The sequence below is a fragment of the Mesorhizobium sp. B2-3-13 genome (assembly GCF_006442195.1).
Lineage (GTDB): Bacteria > Pseudomonadota > Alphaproteobacteria > Rhizobiales > Rhizobiaceae > Mesorhizobium > Mesorhizobium salmacidum.
Genome location: NZ_VFVQ01000010.1, coordinates 24385 through 47183, shown reverse-complemented (window position 1 = coordinate 47183; position 22799 = coordinate 24385). Strand labels below are relative to the sequence as shown.

Below are 22799 nucleotides of genomic sequence, written 5' to 3'. Positions count from 1 at the left end.
TTTAGCCCAGGCGCGACGACCAGACGGGAAACAGATCGTTGCCCGCTGGCGTCGCGGCAAACACACCACGGCTGATGGCCCGCGCCATGGTGGCGCCGGCCGCGGCATAGAGATCGACCGCTGCGTCGGCGGTCAGTTCGACCCCGCTCCTGCCGGTGGCCAGCGCGAACACCAGGTCGCCGTCGGCCGGCGTGTGCGTCGGCCAGATGGCGCGCACGAAGCCGTCATGCGCCGAAATCGCCAGGCGTTTCGCGGCGGCCTTGGTGAGGACCGCGTCTGTCGCGATGATGGCGATGGTCGTGTTGCCGCCGCTTTCCATCTGCCGCCCGTGATCCTTGTCGCGGTATTTCAGCAAGATCCGCTTTGCGTCGTCGGGCATGGGCGAGGGATAACCGAGCCCGCCGAATTCATCGCCGATTTCGAAGGGCGCCGCCCAGAAATAGCGGGTGCGGCCGACGGTGACCGATCCGGTTGGGTTGACGGCCGCCAGCGCGCCGATGGTGACGCCATTGTCCAGCAACGTCGAGGCGGAACCCAGGCCACCCTTCAGCCCCGACGTCAGTGCACCGGTACCGGCGCCGGCCGTGCCAAGTTGGAAATCGACGGCGGCTGCCTGTACCGACTCGTAGCCAAGGTCGCGATAGGGCGGATAGCGGCCCCAGTCCTTGTCGCCGCCATTGCGTAGGTCGAACAGGATCGCCGCCGGAACGATCGGCACCCGGAAGCCGCCCACCTCGAAGCCGATGCCGCGTTCGCGTAGCGCGGCCTGCACGCCGGACGCAGCATCGAGGCCGAAGGCCGAACCGCCCGACAGCACAACCGCATGGATTGTCTCCACGGAATTGTGCGGTTCCAGCAGATCCGTCTCGCGGGTTCCAGGCGCGCCGCCAAGGATTTGCACACCCGCCACCGCCGGCTCGTCGCAAAGGACGGTCGTCACGCCGGAGTTAAGCCTGGCATCGGAAGCATTGCCGACGCGCAGGCCGGCAACGTCTGATATGAGATTGCGCGGACCGGTGCGGAACATCAGTTGTTTTCCAAGGGCACGAACCGGGTGCCGTCGAAGCGGAAGACACGGTAGGGGCTCTGGTTGAGGTCGCCCTTGGCGTCGAAGCGGACGGGCCCGATCGCCGTCGTGAAATCATGCCCGGTGAGCGCATCGGTCAGTGGTTTGCCGGAGCCAGCAGCGTCCGCCGTCGCCGCCTTGGCGATCTCGACCGCCGCATAGGCCGGCAAGGTGTAGCCATCCGGCACGATCTTTTGCGCGGAGAAGCTCTCCAGAACTTTAGGGTCCGCGACATCGGCCCATTCGGGCGGCGCGATCATCAGGGTGCCCGTTGCATAAGGCACGTCGCCGGGCGGCGTGCGCAGGTTTTCGCCGCCGGCGAGGACGATGCCCGTCTGGAGCTGGGCGGCATCGCGCCCCATGATGGCGATGTCGTCGCCGTCGCCGCCGGCAAAAACATGCGTGGCGCCGGCCTTTTTCAGCCGCCCCACCAGGCCGATCTGGTTGTCGAGCTGCGGCCGGAACGTGTCGACGAAGACCGGTTTCAGCGCTGCCTGCTCGGCCGCCGCGCGAAGTGTCTCGGCGATCTCGCGGCCATAGATGGTGCCGTCATCGATGATGGCGAACAGTTCGTCACGCCACAGCCGGGTGAGGTTAGAGGCGACAGCGTTGCGCTCATCGTCGCCGCGTGGTCCCAAGCGATATACCGGCCAGCCTGTCTTGGCGCGGCGGTCGGTCAGGCTTTCGGTTCGCACGCCGATGGTGATGACCGGGATGTTGGCGTCCTTCAGGACAGGCATCGCCGCTTCGATAGCCTCCGTGCAGAGGAAGCCGATCACGACATTGACCTTGGCTGCCACGAACTCGCTGGCCGCCAAGGCGCCGCCATTGCCGGTGCAGGCGTCATCCACGGTCTTGAAGTGGATGCCGTTCGCCTCTGCCGCGAGCCGGGCGCCGGCCTCGATCTGCTTGCCGAGGATGGCCGATGGTCCCGACAGGGGCGCGGCGACGCCGATCGTGAGCGTCTGGGCGCCGGCGGCACCGGTCAGCAACAGCCAGGCCAGTGCGATGGATATCGTTCCCCCGGATCGCATCCTGTCGAACCGTCCCTCCAAGCCCGCGCGCGGGCGCCAATTCCCGCCAAGACCTAAAGGCTGTCCGGCCTTGGTGCAACACGCGAATTCCGGATATGGGCCAAGCACTTCGCTTGTGGCATGTGATGTCTGGCCATATATAACAGTTCAGGTTTTGGCTGTGGAAATCTCCAGTGCTGAAGATAAACGATATTGGACCGCAGGCCTATCGCGACGCGATGAGCCATTTTGCCGGTCACGTTCATGTGGTGACCACCGACGGACCCGCCGGCAAGCGTGGCGCGACGGTGATCGCGGCTTGTTCCGTGTCGGACACGCCGCCGACCATCCTGGTCTGCCTCAACCGTGAAAACCCCAAAAACGAGCCGTTCGTGAAGAACGGCAGGTTTGCCTTGAACACGCTGGCTTCGCACCAGGAGCCGCTGTCGATTGGATTCTCCGGTATGACTGGGTTGCCGGTCGAAGAGCGTTTCGCGCTTGGCGAGTGGGACGTGATTTCCACCGGCGCGCCGACGCTGAAGGGCGCGCTCGCCGTTTTCGATTGCGAGTTGATCGACACCAAGGACCTGGCCACCCATCGTGTGCTTTTTGGCAAGGTGACAGGCCTTCGCATGGGCGATAATTTGCGGCCGCTGATCTACCACGCGCGCGGCTACCACGTCCTGGAAAGTGGGGCGGCCGCACCCACGGAGAAAGAATGAGCGACTTGAAACCGCGCCCCGTGCCGCGGACGATCGATGAGACGCTCGATCTCCTGACCGGCGCGGACTATGTCGCGGACCGGTCGCTGGCAACGGTACTTTTCCTGTCGCTGCGCATGAAACGGCCGCTTTTCCTCGAGGGGGAGGCCGGCGTCGGCAAGACCGAGATCGCCAAGGTGTTGGCCGAGGCGCTTGGCCGCCGGCTGATCCGCCTGCAATGCTATGAGGGGCTCGATGTCTCCTCGGCCGTCTATGAGTGGAATTACGCCGCGCAGATGATAGAAATCCGCATGGAGGAGGCTGCCGGCAAGGTCGAGCGCTCCGCCATGGAGCGCAACGTCTTCTCGGAAAAATACCTGATCCGCCGGCCGGTGCTCGATGCGCTGACCGGCAAGACGGGCGCGGCCCCGGTCTTCCTGATCGACGAGCTCGACCGCACCGACGAAGCGTTCGAGGCCTTCCTGCTCGAGATCCTCTCCGACTTCCAGGTGACGGTGCCTGAACTCGGCACGATCAAGGCGGAAGAGCCGCCGATCGTCATCATCACCACCAATCGCACGCGTGAGATCCACGACGCGCTGAAGCGGCGCTGCCTCTATCACTGGGTCGACTATCCCAATACGGAACGCGAGCTGGAGATCGTGCGCCGCAAGGTGCCTCGGGCCAACCAGCGGCTTTCGGCCGAAGTGGTCTCCTTCATCCAGAAGCTGCGCCAGCTCGAGCTGTTCAAGGTACCTGGCGTCGCCGAAACCATAGACTGGGCCGGTGCACTGACTGAACTCGACAAGGTGGCGCTCGATCCGGAGACCGTGTCCGACACGATCGGCGTGCTGCTGAAATACCAGGACGACATTGCCCGCATCGGTGCGGGTGAGGGCCGGCGCATCCTCGACGAGGTCAAGGCCGAGCTCGCGGCGGCGGAGTAGGGGAATGAAGGCGTCGCGTCCCGACCCCAGAGAGGCGACCGAGGACGGGCGGATCGCCGACAATATCGTCTATTTCGCCCGCACCTTGCGCAAGGCCGGCATGCGGGTCGGGCCGGCCTCGGTCAAGGACGCGATCGAGGCGGTGCTCGTCGCCGGCATCGGCTCGCGCGATGATTTTTACTGGACGCTGCACGCCGTGCTGGTATCGCGCCATGAGGATCATGCCACCTTCGACGAAGCCTTCAGGCTGTTCTGGAAATCGCGCGAACTGATCGAGAAGCTGCTGGCGATGTTTTCGCCGGTGGCCCCCGACGTCAGGCAGAAGCAGAAGCCGCGCGCGGCCGAAAACCGCGTCAGCCAGGCGATGTTCGAAGGCCACCAGAAAAAGCAATCACCGCAGGAAGTCCCTGAGATCGAAGTCGACGCCCGCTTCACCTTTTCCGGCAACGAGGTGTTGCGGGGCAAGGATTTCGCGCAGATGAACGCAGCCGAGATGGCCGATGCCAGGAAGGCTATCGCCGAGCTGCGATTGCCTTTCGACATGGTGCGGACCCGCCGCTTCAAGGCCGATGCGCACGGCCGCCGCATCGATCCACGCGCCATGATGCGCTCGGCGGCGCGCACCGGCGGTGAATTGATCCTGCCGAAATTCCGCTCGGTCCGCGAAACCCACCCGCCGCTGGTGGTACTGGCCGACATTTCCGGTTCGATGAGCCAGTACACGCGCATCTTCCTGCATTTCCTGCATGCGCTGACGGAAAAGCGCCGGCGCGTGCACACTTTCGTCTTCGGCACGCGGCTGACCAATTTGACCCGGCAGATGCGCCACCGCGATCCCGATGCCGCTCTTGCCGACTGCTCGGCGGCGGTCAAGGACTGGTCGGGCGGCACGCGCATCGGCGATACGCTGGCAGAGTTCAACCTTGTATGGTCGCGGCGCGTGCTGGGACAGGGCGCGATGGTGCTTTTGATCACCGACGGGCTGGAGCGCGACGACGTCATGGGCTTGTCGGAAGAGATGGAGCGGCTGCACAAATCCTGCCGGCGGCTGATATGGCTGAATCCGTTGTTGCGCTTCGATGGTTTTCAGGCGCGCGCCCGAGGCGTCAAGGCGATGCTGCCGCATGTCGACGAATTCCGCTCGGTGCACAATCTCGAAGCGCTCGCCGATCTCTGCGCCTCACTCGACAAGAAATCGGCGCTTTCGGTCGATCCGCGGCGGTGGATGGGTGCTGGCGCGAGGCACGCCGCATAGCCATATGTTTCCTGGTTCCCTGGAAAAACAGACCCTGAGAGAAGCAACGATGAGCGACAGCATTTATCTCGATGAGGCCCGCGACCCGCTGATCATCGCGGAAACCTGGATGAAGGACGGCAAGGATGTGGCTATCGCGACCGTGGTCGAGACCTGGGGTTCGGCGCCACGCCCGGTCGGCAGCCACCTTGTCATCGATGCCGATGGCAATTTCCACGGGTCCGTTTCGGGTGGGTGCGTCGAGGGCGCCGTCGTGACCGAGGCGGTCGACGTCATCGGCTCCGGCAAGGCCAAGATGCTGGAGTTCGGTGTGGCCGATGAGACGGCCTGGCAGGTGGGCCTGTCCTGTGGCGGCCGTATCAAGGTTTATGTTGAGCGATTGGGCTGACCTCGGATGGATCCCTACGCGCTGAAGACGCTCAATGCCGAACGACGCGCCCGCCGCGCGGCGATCCTCGTCACCGATCTCGGTGATGGTCGCGATCGTATCGTGCGGGAGGGCGATCAGGTCGCCGGCGATCTCGGAGCGGCGATCGCCAAGGCGTTTCGATCCGGCGATTCCGGCTCCGTCGAGGCGGAAGGTCGGACATTTTTTCTCAATGCGCATCTGCCGCAGCCGCGCATGGTGGTGATCGGCGCCGTCCATATCAGCCAGGCGCTCGCGCCGATGGCCCGGATCGCCGGCTATCCCCTGGAGATCATCGATCCGCGGACCGCCTTCGCCACATCGGACCGGTTTCCCGACGTCGCCTTGCATGCCGACTGGCCGCAGGATGTGCTGGAGCGCCAGCCGCTCGACAGTTACACCGCGCTCGCCGCTGTCACCCATGACCCGAAGATCGATGATTTCGCGCTGAAGGCGGCACTCGACGCCAACTGCTTCTATGTCGGGGCACTTGGCAGCCGCAAGACGCATGCCAAGCGCGTCGAGCGCCTGCTGGCGCTAGGCGCGAGTGCCGACCAGATCGCGCGTATCCACGCGCCGATCGGGCTGGACATCGGGGCGGCAAGCCCCGCCGAGATCGCCGTCGCCATTCTCGCGCAGACCATCCTTGCCTTCCGCTCGCGCGGTCTCGATGTGAAGGGCGCGGCGGCGTGAAATTTGGTCCGATACCAATCGAGGCCGCCGAGGGGGCGGTGCTGGCGCATGCCACCACGGCGGGCGAAAAGCGGTTTCGCAAGGCGCACAGGCTGAGCGCCGAAGATGTCTCCATACTCAAAGGGGCGGGTATCCTGCAGGTCGTCGCGGCCGTGCTGACCCCTGACGATCTCGGCGAGGACGCCGCGGCGCAAAGAATTGCGCAGAGCATGACCTTTGGCGGCATCGAGGCGAAGCCTGCCGCCACCGGTCGGGTCAATCTCCACGCCAAGGCGGCTGGTATCTTCACGGTCAACGCCGCTGTCATCGACGCCATCAATGCCGTCGATCCGGCCATCACCATCGCCACGCTGGCCCGGCACGCGCCGGTCGAAAAGGGCCAGATGGTCGCGACGGTGAAGATCATTCCCTTCGCGGTCTCTTCCGCGTTGGTCGACGCCGTGGTGAAAATCTGCGCCGGCGTCGAAATTTTTGCCGTCAACGCCTATCAGCCGGTGCGTGTAGGTGTCATTCAGACGGTGCTGCCGGGGATCAAACCAACTGTGCTCGACAAGACGTTGCGCGTCACCGAAGCCCGGCTGTCGCGCTCGGGCGGCAGGCTGACGGCGGAGCGCCGCACGCCGCATGAGATCGGCCCTGTCGCCGAGGCCGCCATCGCGCTTGCGCGCGACAACGACATGGTGGTGATCTTCGGGGCTTCAGCCATGAGCGATTTCGCCGACGTCATTCCGGCGGCGATCGAGAGGGCGGGCGGTACCGTCATCCGCGCGGGCATGCCTGTCGATCCCGGCAATCTGCTGGTGCTCGGCACACTCGGCGGCAAGCGCGTCATCGGCGCGCCTGGCTGCGCCCGCAGCCCCAAGGAAAACGGCTTCGACTGGGTGCTCGACCGGTTGATTGCAGGCCTCGATGTCACCGCGCGCGACATCGCCGGCATGGGTGTCGGCGGCCTGCTGATGGAGATACCGACGCGGCCGCAGCCGCGCGAGCCGCTGCCGGCCAAAAACCGGCTCAAGGTCGGGATCGTGCTTCTGGCGGCGGGCCGGTCGAGCCGCATGGGCGGGCCGAACAAGCTGATGGCGCTGTTCGACGGTCAACCGCTGGTGCGCCGCACCACCGAACGCGCGCTCGCCTCGAAGGCTTCAGGCACGATTGTCGTCACCGGCCATCAGCGCGAGCGGGTCCGCGCGGCATTGTCGGGCCTCGACGTCACCTTCGCCGACAATCCCGATTTTGCCGATGGCCTGTCGACCTCGCTGAAGGCCGGTACTGCCTATCTCCCCGAGGACATCGCTGGTGCGATGATCGTTCTGGGAGACATGCCGGGTGTCGCGTCCGACGACCTTGACAGGCTCATCGATGCCTTCCGCCGGGCCGGCGGCAACTCAGTGGTCCGCGCCTCGCATGAAGGCAAACGCGGCAATCCGGTGCTCCTGCCGCGTTCGCTGTTCGCGGCCCTCGCCCATCTCGAAGGCGACACCGGCGCACGCCATCTGGTCGAGGCCGAGGGGCTCGATGTCATCGATGTCGAGATCGGCGAGGGCGCATCCGTCGACGTCGACACCCGAGAGGCGCTGGAAAGCGCAGGCGGCGTGCTGCAGGATTGACAAACCCGGCCTGTATTCCGCATGCCTTTCTGTATGGCATTCCCCATCTTGCTTCGCCGCCGCTTATCTCGCGCTTTCCTGGCCTTTCTGGCTGCAATCATATTTCCGATCGCTGCTCACGCTGACGCTCTCACGCTAAAACCGTTCAAGGACGATGTCTTCGCCTATCCGGCGACGCTCTCATCCGACAGCAACGGCGCCTACACGGTCCTCGACTACCGTGAGATGCGCGACATCAACCAGCGCGACGAGGTGCCGGAAAAGCGCGTGCATGCCCAGTACACCGACACCGGCGTGCGCAAGGTACAGCAGGATCTGCTGCTGAAGACGGACGCTGGCGATGTCAGGTATGTCGCCGTCGGCAAGACGCAAGGGGCCGCCGTCATCGTGCTCTATCTGCACGGGCAGGGCGGCAGCCGTAAGCAAGGCGTCGACGACTTCACCTTCGGTGGCAATTTCAACCGCCTCAAGAACCTGATGGCCGGCAATGGCGGGCTCTACATCTCTCCGGATTTTCCTGATTTCGGCGACAAGGGCGCAGCACAGGTCGCGGCCCTGATCGATCACTATGCCGAACAGTCCCCGGGCGCGAAAATCTTCGTCGCCTGCGGCTCGATGGGTGGAGCGCTGTGCTGGAAGCTTGCCGCACGCAAGGATACTGGCGGCCGCGTGAATGGACTGCTGCTGCTCGGATCGCTGTGGGACGAGGGCTTTCTCGCAAGTCCCGCCTTTAAGCGTCGCGTGCCAGTGTTCTTCGGCCAGGGCAGCCATGACGTGGTCTTTCCCGTGGCCAGCCAGGAAGCGTTCTTCCGCTCCATCCTTGCGAAATCAAAAACCTATCCGACCCGCTTCGTCCGCTTCGAAACCGGTACCCACGGCACGCCGATCCGCATGGTCGACTGGCGCGGCACGCTCAACTGGATGCTGTCGAAGGCGCCGTAAAGGCCAATGTGTGGACCGCTCTAAGGTGCGGTGTTGTAGTCGACAATGGTCTGCGGATTCTCCTCGCCGTCATAGGACGCGTCGACGTCATACTGAACCAGCGAAAAATCGCCGTTGCGGAACAGATACGTCCCGGCATCCGAAGCATCGCCGACGCCGCGCCATTTGTTGAACGTGGTGATCGTGTGGGCGTCCTGGTCATAGTCGGAATTGACCGCCCATCCTGTGGTCTGGAAGCCGATTACCGTTACACTCAACAGCTTGCCTTCGCTGTCATTATTCTCGTAGCGTATATCGGTCTGAGGTTCGGCGAACTGCAATTGCCTGACACCGTCCACCTCGTCGGTCATGTAATAGACCGAGCTTTCATTGTAGGCGGCGGCCGAGCAGGAGAAGTGGAATAGGCGGGTTTCCTTGTCCGGGTCGCCCGGCTGAGCATTCTTGTCCTTGTATTTGATCGAAAAGACCTCCGGCTCATTGGCCAAAAGATCCTTGTCGCACTGGTCGCCATAGGTCGCGAGGAAGGCCTTCTTGGCCTGTTCCAGCGCGGTATCCTTCTTCGGCGGCGGCGGACCGTCGCCGCAGCTTGGCGGCAACGCCTCGTCGAGATCGGCGGTGGAGGGCTTCAGCGCGCCCTTGTCGATGAAGATCGGCTGGAAGGGTGGCGCCTGGATCTGGGCATTGACCTGGCGCAGCGTGTAGCAGCCGGCGAAAACCTTCGCTTCGCCCTTCTTGTCGGTTGCCTGGATGGCGACCGGGACGTTGTAATAGATGCTGCCCGCCGCGCCCTCGTCCGAAATCGGACCAGTCCTGACCTCCACCCTGTCGGTGCCGTCATAGCCCTTGACGAATGTATCGAAATCCTTTGCCGGCTTTGTATCGCCGTAGTAGCCCCAGGCGCGCGCGAATTCATGCCGGTTGATGGCGCTGTAGAGAGAGCGGACGACCGCATCCGCGCTCGACCGATCATCGACGTAGGGCGCTTCGGGTGTATCGCTGGCGGCCAATGCCGTCTGGCCTGTCGTGGCAAGGGAGAGAAGGGCAGTCGCTGCGAGAAGGGCGCGTCTCATCGGGAATCTCCGCTCGATAACGAAGATTCTACCATGGCGATTGCGGCGACGTGGTGACGCCGTGCGGCTTCCGCTTGAAGAATCGCGGTTAAGGGCGCTACGTCCTTCCGCCGGTGTTCCTGCCGGACAGGAGATCTGACGTGACGATATCGATGTATGAGGCATCCGTGCCCGTGTTTTCAGCCAGGCTGAAGGCACTTTCCAGTGTGCTGGCGGCAGCCGAACAGAACGCGCTTGATCGCAAGATCGACCCGCAGGTGTTTTTGACGGCGCGGCTTGCGCCCGACATGTTCGCGCTGACCCGGCAGGTGCAGATCGCAACCGACCATGCCAAGGGCGCGCCGTCACGGCTGGCCGGCCGCGAAGTGCCGAAATACGAGGACAATGAAGCAAGCTTTGCCGAACTCGAAGCGAGGATCGCCAAGACGGTCGCCTATCTGGCGACTTTTTCGGCCGCCGATATCGACGGGTCGGATGACAGGATGATCGAGTTGAAGCTGGCGGGCCGGGAAACGACATTGCGCGGCATGCAGTATCTGCTGCATGTGGCCATGCCCAACTTCTATTTCCACCTCACCACCGCCTACGACATCCTTCGCCACAATGGCGTGCCGCTTGGCAAGGCGACGTTCCTGGGATCGCGTTGAGGAATCGAGATGTCCTGGATCGATCCGGGGCATCTCGCACCTGCTTAGCGGATGGACATTTCGCGGGCGATGCGCGGGAAATCGGCGGGCTTGACGCCGATGTCGGCACGCTCGGCATTGCTCATCGAATGAAGCAACACGAGCGCCGCGCGATACCTCTGATGTTCCTGCGGACGCGGCCGGGCGAACATTTCCGTGAAGAAACCCATGATTCAGGCTCCTGATTGGTCCTCCACGCCAGACAGTATAGGTGAATCGTGAAGATTGTGCATTGCAGCATTTGCATGCCTGCCATGCCCGGATGATTTTTTACAATTTTATTTCGGCCCCGATGAGACTTCTGCGCCGCGCCAGTCGGTGGCATGTATTTTTAACGAGCCGGTTCTATGCTCGGTAATCCAGACAGTCAGGCAAGGGGAGGCTGACATCGCTACTAGCGCCAAGCGTGATTTCGCTTCGTTGCTCGACGACCTCTTCGTTGCCTCCGAAAAAGGCGACGGCAGCGAGGGCGAGGAGACCGGCGCGCGCCCCTCCATCCCGTTCGACTATCTCTCGGTCGCCGATGAACTCCATTCCGGCCGCATCAAAGTATCCGCCGCGGAATATCGCGAGGCTGGTGTCGATCTGGCCAGCGAATTTGCCGCCTTGCTTGAACAGGCCAGGCTCGCCCTGGCTGGCGAAGAGCCGAAGCCGGAAGAAAAATTGCCGCCAATCGATCCTGAATCGATTGCGGTCGAACTGGGATTGGATCAGCCCAAGAACGCTGCCGATTTCGGTCGCATGCGCCGCAGCTTTGCTTTCGCCAATCATCCCGACCGCGTTGCGCCGCATTTGCGCCAGCGCGCCATGATCCGCATGCAGATCGCCAATATGCTGATCGACGAGGCCAAGCGCCGCGCCGTGGCCGCCGCACGCCGCTAACCGCCTCTGCTCACGCAAAAGTCGGCCCGGCTAGGCTTGGAGAGCGCCTCCGCTTTTCCTATAAGATGCGAATTCCTCTCCGCGCAGCCGCGCATACATTCCCTCCGGAGCAGAATTCCATGCACAAACGCCGTCTCGGTCGGACCGATCTTCTTGTTACCCAGATTTGCCTCGGTTCGATGACCTGGGGCCAGCAAAACACCGAGGCCGAGGGCCATGCCCAGATGGACCTGGCCTTCTCGCATGGCGTCAATTTCATCGATACCGCCGAACTCTATCCGATCCCGCCCAAGGCGGAGACGCAAGGGCGGACCGAGAAGATCATTGGCAGCTGGATGAAGGCCAAGGGCAATCGCGACAAGGTGATCCTTGCCTCAAAGGTTGTCGGTCGCACGGCCAATGCCTGGTTTCGCGGCGACCGGCCCTCGCAATTGGTGCGGGCCGATATCTTTGATGCCATCGACAAGTCGCTGGCCAAGCTCGGCACGGACTATCTCGACCTTTATCAAATCCATTGGCCGGAACGAGACATCCCCTGGGGTGCCAACCCAACGCGCATCGGGGCGGTGGCGCGGCGTGCCGATTCTGTCGGCGCACCAGTCGGCGAAACGCCGATCGCGGAGACGCTCGCGGTGTTCGAGGAACTGGTGAAGGCAGGAAAAATCCGCCATTTCGGCCTTTCGAACGAGAGTTCCTGGGGCGTGATGCGCTTCCTCGCAGAGGCCGGCAAAGAGATCGGTCCGCGCGTCGCCTCGATCCAGAACGCCTACAACCTCGTCAACCGCACCTTCGAGGTGAACCTCGCCGAGATTTGCGAGCGCGAAGGGGTGTCGCTGCTTGCCTATTCGCCGCTTGCACAGGGTTATCTGACCGGCAAATACGATCACGGCGCCCGCCCGCAGGGCTCGCGCTCGCAACTGTTCAATCGCGGTCAGCGTTACGAGACGCCCAATGCCGCCGAAGCGCAACTCGAATACAATGAACTGGCGCGCTCTTTCGGCCTGGAGCCGGCGCTGTTTGCCAATGCCTATGTTTCGAGCCGGCCCTTCGTGACCTCCAACATCATCGGCGCGACAACCATTTCCCAACTGGAAATGGCGCTGTCCTCGGTAGATGTCGTCTGGACCGAAGAAATGCAGAAGGCGGTGGACACCGTTCACCAGAGGGTCGGCAATCCCTGTCCGTGACCGATCCCGGGCGCGGAATTGTCGAGTAACAGCAAAGGCATGGAGACAATGGTGGATTTCTCGATCGAGGCCGTGCGTGGAAAATTCCCCGCTCTCTCGCTGACCGACAAGGGTCGTCGCCGCATCTATCTCGACAATCCTGCCGGCACGCAGGTGCCGCAGGCTGTGGCCGACGCGGTGTCGCGCTGCCTGCTCACGACCAACGCCAATCTCGGCGGCCATTTTGAAACGACGATCGCGGCGCAGCAGGTCGTTGACGAGGCGCATCAGGCGATGGCCGATTTCCTCGGTGCGGCGAGCCCGCAGGAAATCATCATCGGCGCCAACATGACGACGCTGACCTATCATATGTCGCGAACGCTCGGCCGCACGATGAAGCCCGGTGACGAAATCATCCTCACCCGCATGGACCATGAGGGCAATGTGTCGCCCTGGCTGCAACTGGCCGAGGACCTTGGCCTCGTCGTGCACTGGCTGCCGTTCGACGAAAAGACCTGGCGGGTCGAGGAGGCGATGCTGGCAAGTCTGTTGTCCGGGAAGACTCGGCTGGTAGCGTTGAACTACGCCAGCAATCTCACAGGCTCGATCAACAGGGTCAAATCCTTGACCCAACTTGCAAAAAACGCCGGAGCGCTGGTCTATGTCGATGCCGTGCAATTCGCGCCGCATGGCCTGATCGACGTGCAGGAGCTCGGCTGCGATTTTCTGATCTGCTCGGCCTACAAATTCTTCGGTCCGCATATGGGCATATTGTGGGGCCGGCGCGACGTTATCGATGGTCTGAAAGCCTATAAATGCCGCTGTTCCTCGAACGGACTGCCAGAGCGTTTCGAACTCGGCACGCCGCAGATCGAACTGATGGCCGGGCTCACCGCCGCGGTCGACTATTTTTCCGGACTCGGCACGTCGGCCGGCGAGGACGGGTCGAGAAGGCGCAGGATTGCCAAGGCGTTCGAAGTCTCCATCGCCTATGAAAACCCGCTGGCACAAAGGCTGATCGATGGGCTATCCGACATTTCAGGCCTGTCCGTCCACGGCATCACCGATCCGAAACGGCTCGGCGATCGCGTGCCGACCGTCTCCTTCACCGTGGACGGCATAGTGCCCGAAACGATCGTGAGGCAGATGAACGCCGAAAACATCTTCCTGTGGTCGGGCCACAACTATGCCTGGGAGATCGTCCACCAGCTCGGCATTCCTGCCGAGCAGGGCGTCGTGCGCATCGGCATCGCTCACTACAATACGGCGTCCGAAATCGACGAGACGCTTGAGAGCGTTCACCGGGTGATTGCTATGCTCAGGCAGCAACGCCCCTGACGCGAGCTTGCATTGTCACCGCGCCTTGCCGCCAAAACCGGTGAGGAAGGCGGTGAGATTGTCGCCGAGCCCGTCGCAGAGATAGCCGCCCTCCTGGACGATGACCGTCGGCAGGCCAAGCCCGGCGATCGCCTCGCCGATGCGCGAAAAGCCCGGCGTCGTCACCGAGAGCCCGCCGAACGGATCGCCTTCGAACGCGTCGAGGCCGAGCGCCACGACCAGCGCATCGGGAGAGAAGGCGCGGATACGCTGGAACGCAACGCCGAGCGCTTCCAAAAACGCCGCATCCGCGGATTTCCGCGGCAGCGGCAGGTTGAAATTGTAGCCAAGTCCCGGACCTTCACCGCGCTCGTGGGCGTGGCCCCAGAAGAACGGATAGAACCGCACCGGATCGGCATGCAGCGACACCGTCAGCACATCAGGTCGCGCATAAAAAATGCCTTGCGTCCCGTTGCCGTGATGCAGGTCGACATCAAGGATCGCCACGCGGGCCGCCTGTTTGCGCAGTATTTGTGCCGCAACGGCTGAGTTGTTGATGAAGCAGAAGCCGCCGGCGACATCGGCAAAGGCGTGGTGGCCGGGCGGGCGGCACAATGCATAGGCGCCGGAAGCGCCTGCCATCACCGTTTCCGCCGCCTCGACCGCGCTCCAGGCGCTCCACAGTGCACTTTGCCATGTCTCGCCTGAGATTGGGCAAGCGGTGTCGGCCATGTGATATCCGGCCTGGCCGACGGCGGAGGCCGGATAGGAGCCGTTGCGGGCGAACGGGTGGATGTTGGGGATGACCTCGGCCGATGCGCCAGCGATGCGCTGCCAGCGTTCGAAAATATGTTCGAGGAAGTCGAGATATTCGGGTGTGTGCACCGCCGAGACCGGGCCGAGGCCGTGATCGCGCGGCCGCTCGATCGTGTAGCTGGCTGACTTTGCGCCGGCTAACAATCTTTCGACGCGTTCCGGTTTTTCCGGGTTCGGCTGCGCCGCGCCGCTGGAAAGAAAGGCCTTGGGGTCGTGCCGCTTCTGCTCCTGCGCGTAGAAGGCTTTCATTCCTGCTCCCCATTTTCCGGCGGGTCGGCGAAGGCGAAAAAGGCCTCGCCGATAATTTTTTGCGTCTGCTCGTAACTCGACCAGGCAATGCCCAGCCTCTCGTAAAAGGCCTTGGCGCCCTCATTGTCGGTATCGACGGACAACCTGAGATAGACCCCGCCATGCTTGCGGCACTCGGCCGCCACGCGCCGCAGCAGGCGCTCGCCGATCTTGCGGCCACGGAACTGATCCTCGACATAGAGGTCCTGCACATAGACGCCAGGCCGGCCCATCCATGTCGAGAAGATCGGGAAATGCAGGCAAAGTCCGGCGAATTCGCCATCGACTTCGGCGATCAGAGTCGAGAAGGCGGGCCTTTCGCCGAAGCCCCAGATTCTGAGATCGTCCGCCGTCGCGATGATTTCCTCCGGCGCACCGATATGGCTGCCAAGCTTCAGGATCGCCGCGTGGATGGTTTCGACATCATCGATGGTGCCGGGGCGGAGGAGGATCGCACTCATCATAGGCGCTGTCCTCGTCAAAACGCCACCCGGTCACCGCCCTTGAGCGCCAGCATGTCGCGCGCTTCCGCGGGTGTGGCAACCTCCAGCGAAAGCCCGTCAAGAATGCCACGGATGCGGCGCACCTGGTCGGCGTTGGATTTCGCCAGCTGGCGGCCATCATAGAGGCTGTCTTCCAGCCCGACGCGCACATTGCCGCCCATCGCGGCGGCAATCGAGATCAGCGGCATCTGGTTGCGCCCAGCGGCGAGCACCGAGAACTGGTAGCTGTCGCAGAACAATTTGTCGGCGATGCGCTTCATATGGATGAGGTTGTCCGGATCGGCGCCGATGCCGCCCAGGATGCCCAGCACGAACTGGATGAACAGCGGCCCTGACACAAGCCCCCGGTCGCGGAAATGCGCCAGCGAATAGAGGTGGCCGACATCGTAGCACTCGAACTCGAAGCGGGTGCCGCAGCCTTTGCCCAGCCGCTCGAGAACACCCTCCATGTCGGCGAAGGTGTTCTTGAAGATGGCGTCGCGCGTGGCTTCGAGCAGCTGCGGCTCCCATTCGTGCTGCCATTCCCTTGGCTTTTCGAGCATCGGGAACAGCGCGAAATTCATCGAGCCCATGTTCAGCGAGCACATTTCAGGTTCAGCCCGCAGCGGTGCCGCGAGCCGCTGGTCGAGCGTCATCAGCGAGGAGCCGCCGGTGGTGATGTTGATCACCGCATCGGTCGCCTGCTTGATGCGCGGCAGGAACTGCATGAACACATCGGGATCGGCGGTCGGCCGCCCGTCTTTTGGGTCGCGGGCATGCAGATGCAGGATCGAGGCGCCGGCCTCGGCCGCCGCGATGGCGTCCGCGGCAATCTGGTCCGGCGTCACCGGCAAATAGGGCGACATCGACGGCGTGTGCACCGAACCGGTGACGGCGCAGGTGATGATGACTTTACGCGGTGCCATTTGCTCTACCCCCGGCCTTCGACCGGCAGGTCTAGCTCGGAGGCCAGAACTTCAAGCGAGTCGCCGATGATGGAGGTGATCTCGCCGACCTGCTCGCTGGTGACGATCATCGGCGGCGCCACCATGAAATTGTCGCCGTCGACGCCGCCCTTGACCCTGCGGCCATAGATGATCAGCCCACGCTCATAGGCGAGATCGAGCAGCCGCTGCGTCGCCTTCTTGCCTTGGTCGATTGGCCTCAGCGTATCGGGATCGGCGACCATTTCGGCACCAGTGAGCAAGCCTTTGCCGCGCACGCCAGCGATGAACGGGAAGCGCTTCGCCAGCCCCTTCAGCCCGTCCATCAGCACGTCACCCATGGCGGCAGTGTTGGCGATCAGGTCGAGCCGGTCCATTTCGCCCAGCACCGCAAGCCCGGCGGCGCAGGCCAGCGGATTGCCGGCATAGGTGTGGCCATGCTGGAAACCGCCTGACGCGAGCAGCGGCTCGACCAGTCGCATCGGCGCCGCCAGCGCGCCGAGTGGCGCATAGCCCGAACCCAGCCCCTTCGACAGCGCGACGATATCAGGCCTGCAGTTCCAGTGGTCGCCGCCGAGGAATTTCCCGGTGCGGCCGGCACCGCTCATCACCTCGTCATGGATCAGCAGGATTCCGTAGCGGTCGCAGATCTCGCGGATGCGGGCGTAATAGCTGTCCGGCGCCACCAGGGCCGCGGTCGCGGCGCCGCCGATCGGCTCCATGATGAAGGCGACGACGCTTTCAGGACCTTCGGCGAGGATTTTTTCCTCCAGCATGTCGGCATAGCGGACGCCACGCTGCTCCATCGAGAGGTTGTCGCGGTCGCGCCAGGCGGTCGGTGCCGGCACGGTCGGCATCACCCGCATCATCGGTGTGAAAGTCTCGGCCAGCGCGTCGTCGCCGGTGATCGAAAGCGAACCCAGCGTGCCGCCATGATAGGAAGGAAAGCGGGTGATCACCTTCCAGCGGCTCGCCTGGCCGGTCGCGACAGCCCATTGCCGCGCTAGCTTGATGCAGGATTCCGTCGCTTCGGAGCCGCCGGAGACGAAGAAGATGCGGTCCATGCCTTCCGGCAGCTTGCCGGCAAGTTCTCGCGCCAGTTCTTCCGCCGGCTCGTTTTCGAAATGCAGCCGGTAGGCGAAGGTGGCGCGGTCCATCTGCCGCTTCATCGCATCGAGCACATTGCGGTTGGAATGGCCGATATTGGCGACCATCGGGCCGCTCGATCCGTCGATGAAACGGCGGCCATCCTGCGTCCACATGTAGATACCTTCGGCACGGTCGATCAGCGGCCGGCGCAGACTGGAGAGGTAGAACAAATGCGATTGGCGCCGGGCATCAAGGTCTTGAACGGCAGGCTGGACTTTCGACATGTCAGGACTTTCCAAGATAGCGATCGAGGACATTCTGGGTAACCCGTTCGACCATCGGGTCTTGTCTTAGCAGACCGGCGACCCATTCGCAGCTTCCGGCATGGAACACCTCGCCCTTGCCGCGCGGAAAGTTGACGATCATGCCATTGCCGCGTTTGACCTTTTCGAGATTGGCGTCGCTCGCCGCGCCGAACAAAGTTTCGGCGGTGAAGCGGCCATCCTCATCGGTAAGGAACTGGTCCTCGACCGGGATGTCGGCGCTTTCCTCGACCTGGCTTGCCATGCCGACGGCCAGCACCTGCAAGCCATCGGGCGCACCGCTGGTCGGGGTCGGGTAGGGCAGGCCGCCGCGTATCTCGAAGTCGAGCCCGTCGACCTCATAGCCATAGACATGGCTGTCGGCGCCGAGCAGGTCGCCGTAATAGATGCCGGTGCCGGCGAAGGCCCAGTGCTCGGGCCGATAGACCGGAAAGCCGCGTACGCCACGTGGCGCGCAGCCACCCCAGCCGGCATAGACACCACGTGTGGCGTTGAGCCCGAAGGTCGCCGAACCCGGCCGGCCGATTTCGGGCGCTTCCCAGGAATTGGTGGCGCGTGTCACGTCGCCGCCGCGATAGGCGGGATCCTCGGCCCGGGCGCGGTATTTGTAGCAAACCTGCCGGAGGCCTTCGTCCTCCAGCCGGGTCTGCCACATGAAATTGCCGGCAAAGCGCGCCGCATGGCCGCCGCGCTCGACATAGAAGTCGACGGCATCGCGCATTTCCCAGGTCCAGTATTCGTCGTGGCCGACGAAGACCGCGCAGTCATATCCGTCGAGAATCTCGGGCGAAAAATGCAGATCGTGCTGGCTTGTCAGGTCGACATCGTAACCAGCCCGTTCGGCAAAGCGAAAAAAATGGCTGTCGTAGCTGGCCCAGCCCGACGAAGCGTATTTTTTCGAATGGCCGGTGGCGAGCGCCCATTCCATGTGCGGATAGCGCGGCGCGGTCTTCGGCGGCACCGCGACCTCCAACGGCACGCGCGGCGCATCCCCGGGCAGCACGACGAAGCCGCGGCACCAGGGGCGCTGCGTCGACACGATGGGCGAGTACAGGTTACGGTCGGGCCCGGTGATGCCCTGATAGTGGTTGGAGCCGCCCCAGGTGTTGTAGGCAAGCCAGGTGCCCGTCGCCGCCACCTGCAGAACACGGCCGGGTTTCTTGCCTGGCGGAGGGCTGACAATGAACAGATGGTGGGATCGGATCGGCTTGCCGTCGCGTCCGTCGGCGGTCAGGGTCACGCGGTAGGCGCCGGACGGCCAGTCGTTTTCCACACGGAATTCAAAGGAGGCTTCCCAGCCGCAGCCTTCTGCCGAGCATTGGTCCGGACTGTCCTGCCAGCGCGATGCGATGCCCGACTTCTCGAACGCCTTCGTCTCGGCGCCGCCGTCCCGAACGATCGTCATGCCGAAGGACGGAGCGGTGGAACTGACATGCAGCGTTACGGTTTCGCCGGCACGATACGAAAACCGGTCGCTGTAGCACCAGATCTCGCCGCGCTCGCCATCCATGCCCGGCCATTCGTAATAGTGACCGCGCACCGCGTGGCGGCGTTGCTCGGGCGTCAGCCCGAAATCGGGAAATTCGGTCGGCAGGTTGATCATGAAGCCCTGGCCCATCGGAGGCGCCATTTCGGCGATCCGCCGGCCAGGCGTCAAATAGAAACGATCATGCCAGCATTCGTTAGCCGCACCCTTGGCCGCGCTCAGCAAACGGACTATCTCAGAGGGCGGCGGCGGCTCCGCCACGGGGACAGGCATGCTCAGGGTGCAAAAGGTCAAGGTCAACGATATCTATGTGCCCACCGCGCGCAAGAAGACGCTGCACCCCGAAACCGTCCGGCATCTGGCCGAGGATATACTGGAAAACGGCATGAAGACGCCGATTCAGGTCCGCCATGACGGGAAGCGGCACATACTTGTCGAAGGACTGCATCGTCTGGAGGCCGCCAAGTGGCTCGGCGAGTCAGAGATCGACGCCTATCTGGTGCAAGCCAAGCGCCACTGACACGCAGTTTTTAGTCGACCGATAATGGCTGGCTGATCCTCGCCAGACAAAATTTCCACAGACCATGTCGGCCCGCGCCGTGTTCGCTCGTCCTTGGGCAGAACCGGAGGAGACCCGACATGTCCAGATCGACTTTTATCGCCATTCTTGCCTCGCTCGCAGCCTTGGTGGCCGCCTCGGGCCCAGCCAACACAGAGGAGTCAAAGCCTGCCATGACGACCGAAACGACAACACTGCCGAAGCCGCAAAAATCCGGCCTGCTGCCGATCAACGGCGTCAACTACTATTACGCCGTCTATGGCAAGGGTGAGCCGCTGCTTCTGCTGCATGGCGGCCTCGGCTCCTTCGATATGTTCGCGCCGATCCTGCCCAAGCTTGCCGAAAATCGCACCGTCATCGGGGTCGACCTGCAGGGGCACGGCCGCACGGCGCTTGGCGACCGGCCATTCAGCCTGGATGCGATCGGCGACGACATGGCCGGTATCGTCAAGGCACTCGGTTACGACAAGGTCGACGTCATGGGCTATTCGCTGGGCGGCGGCGTTGCCTTCCGCATGGCGGTCCAGCATCCCGAGGCTGTGCGCCGGCTGGTGCTTGTCTCGACAGGCTATGCGGCCGACGGCTTTTACGACGAGATGCGTCCGCAGCAGGCGCAGGTGAGCGCCGCCGCGGCGGCGTTCATGAAAGACACGCCGATGTACAAATCCTACGTCGCCGTCGCGCCGCATCCGGAAGACTTCCCGAAACTGCTCGACGCGCTCGGCAATTTCATGCGCCAGAACTACGACTTCTCGGCCGATGTTCCCAAGCTCAAGATGCCGGTCATGCTCGCTTACGGCGACAGCGATATGTACAAGCCCGAGCACGAGATCAAGTTCTACCAGATGCTCGGCGGCGGTCTGAAGGATGCCGGCTGGATGCGCGAGAACCTGTCGCAGAACCGTCTGGCGATCCTGCCCAACCGCACCCACTACGACGTCTTCTTCGCCCCGGAACTGACGGCCGCCGCGCTGCCGTTCCTCAACGGTGAGACCAAGGTGAAGAGCTGGGACGAGGTGGTCGGCGAAGCAGAATGACCCTCCACCGTCTCCGCCGGCCGTCTCCAGCGGGACGGCCGGCGAGTTGTTCAGGAAGCCTTGGCTCGGCGCGGCTGCCTCAGATGCTTGATGCCGCTCATCTCGACGAAGTTCGTCGCCGACTCCCAGAGATAGTCACCGTAGAGAAACGGCTCGAACGGCTCGGCGTCGTCCAACGGCAGAGGCGATATTTCCGCATCGACACGCGGCTCGTAGAAGAACGGTATAGAGAACCGCACCGTTTTCGGCGCAATGACCCGGTGCCGTGTCGCCCGCACGCGGCCGCCGGTCCAGTGTTCCAGCAACTGGCCGAAATTGACCGCCAGCGTGCCGTTGGCTGGAGGCACGTCGATCCATTCGCCGGCGAGGTTCTTCGCTTGCAAGCCCTCGACGTCGTCCTGCGCCAGCAAAGTGACGAAGCCTGAATCGGCATGTTCGCGGCCGATGATGGTGCGCGTCTCGCCCTTGTGGATCACCGAAAACTCCGGCCCGCCGGTATCGACGCCGGCATTGGCGTCACGCATGGGATAGCGGATCAGGCGCAGCGTCGAGATGCCACCGTCGAAATAGGCATCGAAGATCAGTTCAGGCAGGCCAAGCCCGCGGGCGATCGACCGCATCAGCATGATGCCGACCGTCTCCATCGCGCGATAGTAGTCGGCTGCGGCGGTACGCCAGCCTGGCAGCGCATTTTCGCCCGGCAGTGGTGTCGGCTCGCACAAGGGATCGTCGGAGGCTGACAGTCGCGCCGCGTCGGCAAGGTCCGGCCCCATGTCGATACCTTCCTTGTAGGAAACGGCATGCGGCTGCAGCGGAAACCAGCCGCGGTAGAAATTCTTCTTCGTGTGATCGAAATTCCAGCGCAGCAGTTTCTGCTTCTCGGCGTCGGGAAGCGAAAAGATGCGCAGCACTTGCGTGCGCTTGTCCGGCGTCAGCCAGTCATCGCCGGGAAAATCTCGAATCGCCATGAAACCGATGCCAGCCGCGGCGGCCATGATCCTGGCGTCGCAGCGATCGCGGGCGGGCGAGGGCGGTCCGAACACAGCCGCAATGCCGATTGTTTCGATGTCCGCTGTCATGACGGTCCTGCCACATCACGATAATCGATGAGCTTGTATCAGAGCTTTTCAATTGACCCAATCGGCCTCGCCGCTACCTTGCCGCCTGTTCACTCCACCAATGGATCCAGACGATGGCAAAATATGAGGGCGGATGCCTGTGCAGGGCGGTGCGCTACCGCACCGACGCTGACCCCATCAACGAGCGCATCTGTCATTGCCGGCTCTGCCAGAAGGCGATCGGCGCGGCCTTCAATGCGCGCGTTCTGTTCCACATCGATGATGTGACGGTCGAGGGTCCGTTGGCCACGGTCAACACCTCGCCGGATCTCAAGCGTGGTTTTTGCCCGAACTGCGGAACGACGATGTTTTCGCGGCGCGATTCCGCCGGCATCATCGGCCTTACGACCGGTTCGCTCGACGACCCGTCGCTGTTCAGGCCCCAGATGTATATCTGGACCACCTCGAAACAGCCCTGGGTGATGCTGGACGACGGCCTGCCGCGATATGAAGGCGCTCCGCCGGCCTAGGCTTCCTCCTTCCCCTCGCCAGGAGGACGTGCCCCAGGATGACCAAAAAATAATCCAAAGAGACACGCGATAGCCGGCAAAGCGTCATTGGCGGGCCATCTTTGTCACCCTATCTAAGCGTCGCGGGCCCGGCATTCGAGGAGACGACGGATGAACGACAGCATCAGCACCCTGGACGAGCTTTTGAGCGATCCGATGGTCCTGCTTGTGATGGAGCGTGACCGTGTGCGCCCGGAACAGGTGCGCATGCTGCTCGAACGGGCTCGCCGGCCATCCGCGGAGGAGCCTGTCGTGCCGCCCGCGCATGTAATTGCCAGGACCTGCCAGAAACTTTGGCTTTGCCCGTAATCGTCTTGCCAACCTCCACCATTGGAGCATCGCCGGCCCTTCGGGCCGGTTTGAACCGTGCGCGTCTGACGCGGCGGCGCCAGCTTAC

Annotated in this window: 25 protein-coding genes; 15 read left to right on the top strand and 10 right to left on the bottom strand. The window is 63.3% G+C overall.

What is annotated here, in order from left to right; all coding sequences use genetic code 11:
- Window position 1 precedes the first annotated feature (1 nt).
- The gene (locus tag FJ941_RS13885) at window positions 2-1027 is read right to left on the bottom strand and encodes a P1 family peptidase (RefSeq protein WP_140506347.1); all 1026 of its coding nucleotides are present in this window, start codon (window positions 1025-1027) and stop codon (window positions 2-4) included.
- Window positions 1027-2100, bottom strand: coding sequence for an ABC transporter substrate-binding protein (locus tag FJ941_RS13880; protein WP_140506346.1), 1074 nt, complete (start codon window positions 2098-2100; stop codon window positions 1027-1029). The genes FJ941_RS13885 and FJ941_RS13880 overlap by 1 nt, the downstream gene beginning before the upstream one ends.
- Window positions 2101-2273: 173 nt before the next feature.
- On the opposite strand from FJ941_RS13880, the gene FJ941_RS13875 reads away from it, so the two are divergent.
- From FJ941_RS13875 to FJ941_RS13845, 7 genes are read left to right on the top strand one after another with little or no spacing between them, the layout of a single operon-like run.
- On the top strand, window positions 2274-2801 hold the full coding sequence (locus FJ941_RS13875) for a flavin reductase (RefSeq protein WP_140506344.1): 528 nt from the start codon (window positions 2274-2276) through the stop codon (window positions 2799-2801).
- The gene (locus tag FJ941_RS13870; protein ID WP_140506342.1) at window positions 2798-3727 is read left to right on the top strand and encodes a MoxR family ATPase; all 930 of its coding nucleotides are present in this window, start codon (window positions 2798-2800) and stop codon (window positions 3725-3727) included. Before FJ941_RS13875 ends, FJ941_RS13870 begins: the two co-directional genes overlap by 4 nt.
- Before the next feature lie 4 nt (window positions 3728-3731).
- Window positions 3732-4982 (top strand): VWA domain-containing protein, encoded by a 1251-nt coding sequence (locus FJ941_RS13865; RefSeq protein WP_140506340.1) that lies wholly within the window; start codon window positions 3732-3734, stop codon window positions 4980-4982.
- A gap of 49 nt (window positions 4983-5031) precedes the next feature.
- On the top strand, window positions 5032-5370 hold the full coding sequence (locus tag FJ941_RS13860; protein WP_140506339.1) for an XdhC family protein: 339 nt from the start codon (window positions 5032-5034) through the stop codon (window positions 5368-5370).
- A 6-nt stretch (window positions 5371-5376) separates the two neighbouring features.
- Window positions 5377-6081: an XdhC family protein gene (locus FJ941_RS13855; protein WP_140506337.1), complete on the top strand. Its 705-nt coding sequence runs from the start codon at window positions 5377-5379 to the stop codon at window positions 6079-6081.
- Window positions 6078-7688, top strand: a complete 1611-nt coding sequence (locus FJ941_RS13850; RefSeq protein ID WP_140506336.1) for a molybdopterin-binding/glycosyltransferase family 2 protein — start codon at window positions 6078-6080, stop codon at window positions 7686-7688. The genes FJ941_RS13855 and FJ941_RS13850 overlap by 4 nt, the downstream gene beginning before the upstream one ends.
- A 33-nt stretch (window positions 7689-7721) precedes the next feature.
- On the top strand, window positions 7722-8630 hold the full coding sequence (locus FJ941_RS13845; protein WP_181169801.1) for an alpha/beta fold hydrolase: 909 nt from the start codon (window positions 7722-7724) through the stop codon (window positions 8628-8630).
- Between the two features lie 20 nt (window positions 8631-8650).
- On the opposite strand, the gene FJ941_RS13840 is transcribed toward FJ941_RS13845, so the two are convergent.
- Entirely contained in the window at window positions 8651-9700 is a 1050-nt protein-coding gene (locus FJ941_RS13840) for a DUF1176 domain-containing protein (RefSeq protein WP_140506334.1), read from the bottom strand.
- A 140-nt stretch (window positions 9701-9840) separates the two neighbouring features.
- On the opposite strand from FJ941_RS13840, the gene FJ941_RS13835 reads away from it, so the two are divergent.
- A complete protein-coding gene (locus FJ941_RS13835; RefSeq protein ID WP_140506332.1) occupies window positions 9841-10347 on the top strand; it encodes a DUF1993 family protein in 507 nt (168 codons plus the stop codon).
- 44 nt (window positions 10348-10391) lie between these two features.
- Here the strand turns inward: FJ941_RS13835 and FJ941_RS13830 are convergent, their stop codons facing one another.
- Window positions 10392-10556, bottom strand: coding sequence for a hypothetical protein (locus tag FJ941_RS13830; protein ID WP_140506331.1), 165 nt, complete (start codon window positions 10554-10556; stop codon window positions 10392-10394).
- A 250-nt stretch (window positions 10557-10806) separates the two neighbouring features.
- Here FJ941_RS13830 and FJ941_RS13825 point away from each other — a divergent pair, with 250 nt between their 5' ends.
- The 3 genes from FJ941_RS13825 to FJ941_RS13815 all read left to right on the top strand — a co-directional run bounded on the left by FJ941_RS13825 (window position 10807) and on the right by FJ941_RS13815 (window position 13772).
- Window positions 10807-11268: a hypothetical protein gene (locus FJ941_RS13825; protein ID WP_140506329.1), complete on the top strand. Its 462-nt coding sequence runs from the start codon at window positions 10807-10809 to the stop codon at window positions 11266-11268.
- 119 nt (window positions 11269-11387) lie between these two features.
- On the top strand, window positions 11388-12455 hold the full coding sequence (locus FJ941_RS13820) for an aldo/keto reductase (RefSeq protein ID WP_140506327.1): 1068 nt from the start codon (window positions 11388-11390) through the stop codon (window positions 12453-12455).
- A gap of 48 nt (window positions 12456-12503) precedes the next feature.
- A complete protein-coding gene (locus tag FJ941_RS13815) occupies window positions 12504-13772 on the top strand; it encodes a cysteine desulfurase-like protein (RefSeq protein ID WP_181169799.1) in 1269 nt (422 codons plus the stop codon).
- 15 nt (window positions 13773-13787) lie between these two features.
- On the opposite strand, the gene FJ941_RS13810 is transcribed toward FJ941_RS13815, so the two are convergent.
- Genes FJ941_RS13810 through FJ941_RS13790 form a run of 5 tightly spaced genes read right to left on the bottom strand, consistent with a single transcriptional unit; the run spans window position 13788 to window position 19296 of the window.
- The gene (locus FJ941_RS13810) at window positions 13788-14816 is read right to left on the bottom strand and encodes a histone deacetylase family protein (RefSeq protein ID WP_140506324.1); all 1029 of its coding nucleotides are present in this window, start codon (window positions 14814-14816) and stop codon (window positions 13788-13790) included.
- Window positions 14813-15319, bottom strand: coding sequence for a GNAT family N-acetyltransferase (locus FJ941_RS13805; protein WP_140506322.1), 507 nt, complete (start codon window positions 15317-15319; stop codon window positions 14813-14815). The genes FJ941_RS13810 and FJ941_RS13805 overlap by 4 nt, the downstream gene beginning before the upstream one ends.
- A gap of 14 nt (window positions 15320-15333) precedes the next feature.
- Window positions 15334-16263 carry a 3-keto-5-aminohexanoate cleavage protein gene (locus tag FJ941_RS13800; protein ID WP_140506320.1) on the bottom strand — a complete coding sequence of 310 codons (930 nt, stop codon included), beginning with the start codon at window positions 16261-16263 and terminating at the stop codon, window positions 15334-15336.
- 5 nt (window positions 16264-16268) lie between these two features.
- Window positions 16269-17654 (bottom strand): aspartate aminotransferase family protein, encoded by a 1386-nt coding sequence (locus tag FJ941_RS13795; RefSeq protein WP_140506318.1) that lies wholly within the window; start codon window positions 17652-17654, stop codon window positions 16269-16271.
- 1 nt (window position 17655) lies between these two features.
- Window positions 17656-19296 (bottom strand): N,N-dimethylformamidase beta subunit family domain-containing protein, encoded by a 1641-nt coding sequence (locus FJ941_RS13790; RefSeq protein WP_181165988.1) that lies wholly within the window; start codon window positions 19294-19296, stop codon window positions 17656-17658.
- Window positions 19297-19450: 154 nt separating this feature from the next.
- On the opposite strand from FJ941_RS13790, the gene FJ941_RS13785 reads away from it, so the two are divergent.
- The gene (locus FJ941_RS13785; protein ID WP_140506316.1) at window positions 19451-19699 is read left to right on the top strand and encodes a ParB N-terminal domain-containing protein; all 249 of its coding nucleotides are present in this window, start codon (window positions 19451-19453) and stop codon (window positions 19697-19699) included.
- Window positions 19700-19818: 119 nt separating this feature from the next.
- Window positions 19819-20775 carry an alpha/beta hydrolase gene (locus FJ941_RS13780; protein WP_140506314.1) on the top strand — a complete coding sequence of 319 codons (957 nt, stop codon included), beginning with the start codon at window positions 19819-19821 and terminating at the stop codon, window positions 20773-20775.
- 50 nt (window positions 20776-20825) lie between these two features.
- On the opposite strand, the gene FJ941_RS13775 is transcribed toward FJ941_RS13780, so the two are convergent.
- A complete protein-coding gene (locus tag FJ941_RS13775) occupies window positions 20826-21854 on the bottom strand; it encodes a 2OG-Fe(II) oxygenase family protein (RefSeq protein ID WP_140506312.1) in 1029 nt (342 codons plus the stop codon).
- 113 nt (window positions 21855-21967) lie between these two features.
- Here FJ941_RS13775 and FJ941_RS13770 point away from each other — a divergent pair, with 113 nt between their 5' ends.
- Both FJ941_RS13770 and FJ941_RS13765 read left to right on the top strand, forming a co-directional pair.
- Window positions 21968-22363, top strand: coding sequence for a GFA family protein (locus FJ941_RS13770; protein WP_140506311.1), 396 nt, complete (start codon window positions 21968-21970; stop codon window positions 22361-22363).
- A gap of 150 nt (window positions 22364-22513) precedes the next feature.
- Window positions 22514-22711, top strand: coding sequence for a hypothetical protein (locus FJ941_RS13765; RefSeq protein WP_140506309.1), 198 nt, complete (start codon window positions 22514-22516; stop codon window positions 22709-22711).
- Window positions 22712-22799 lie beyond the last annotated feature (88 nt).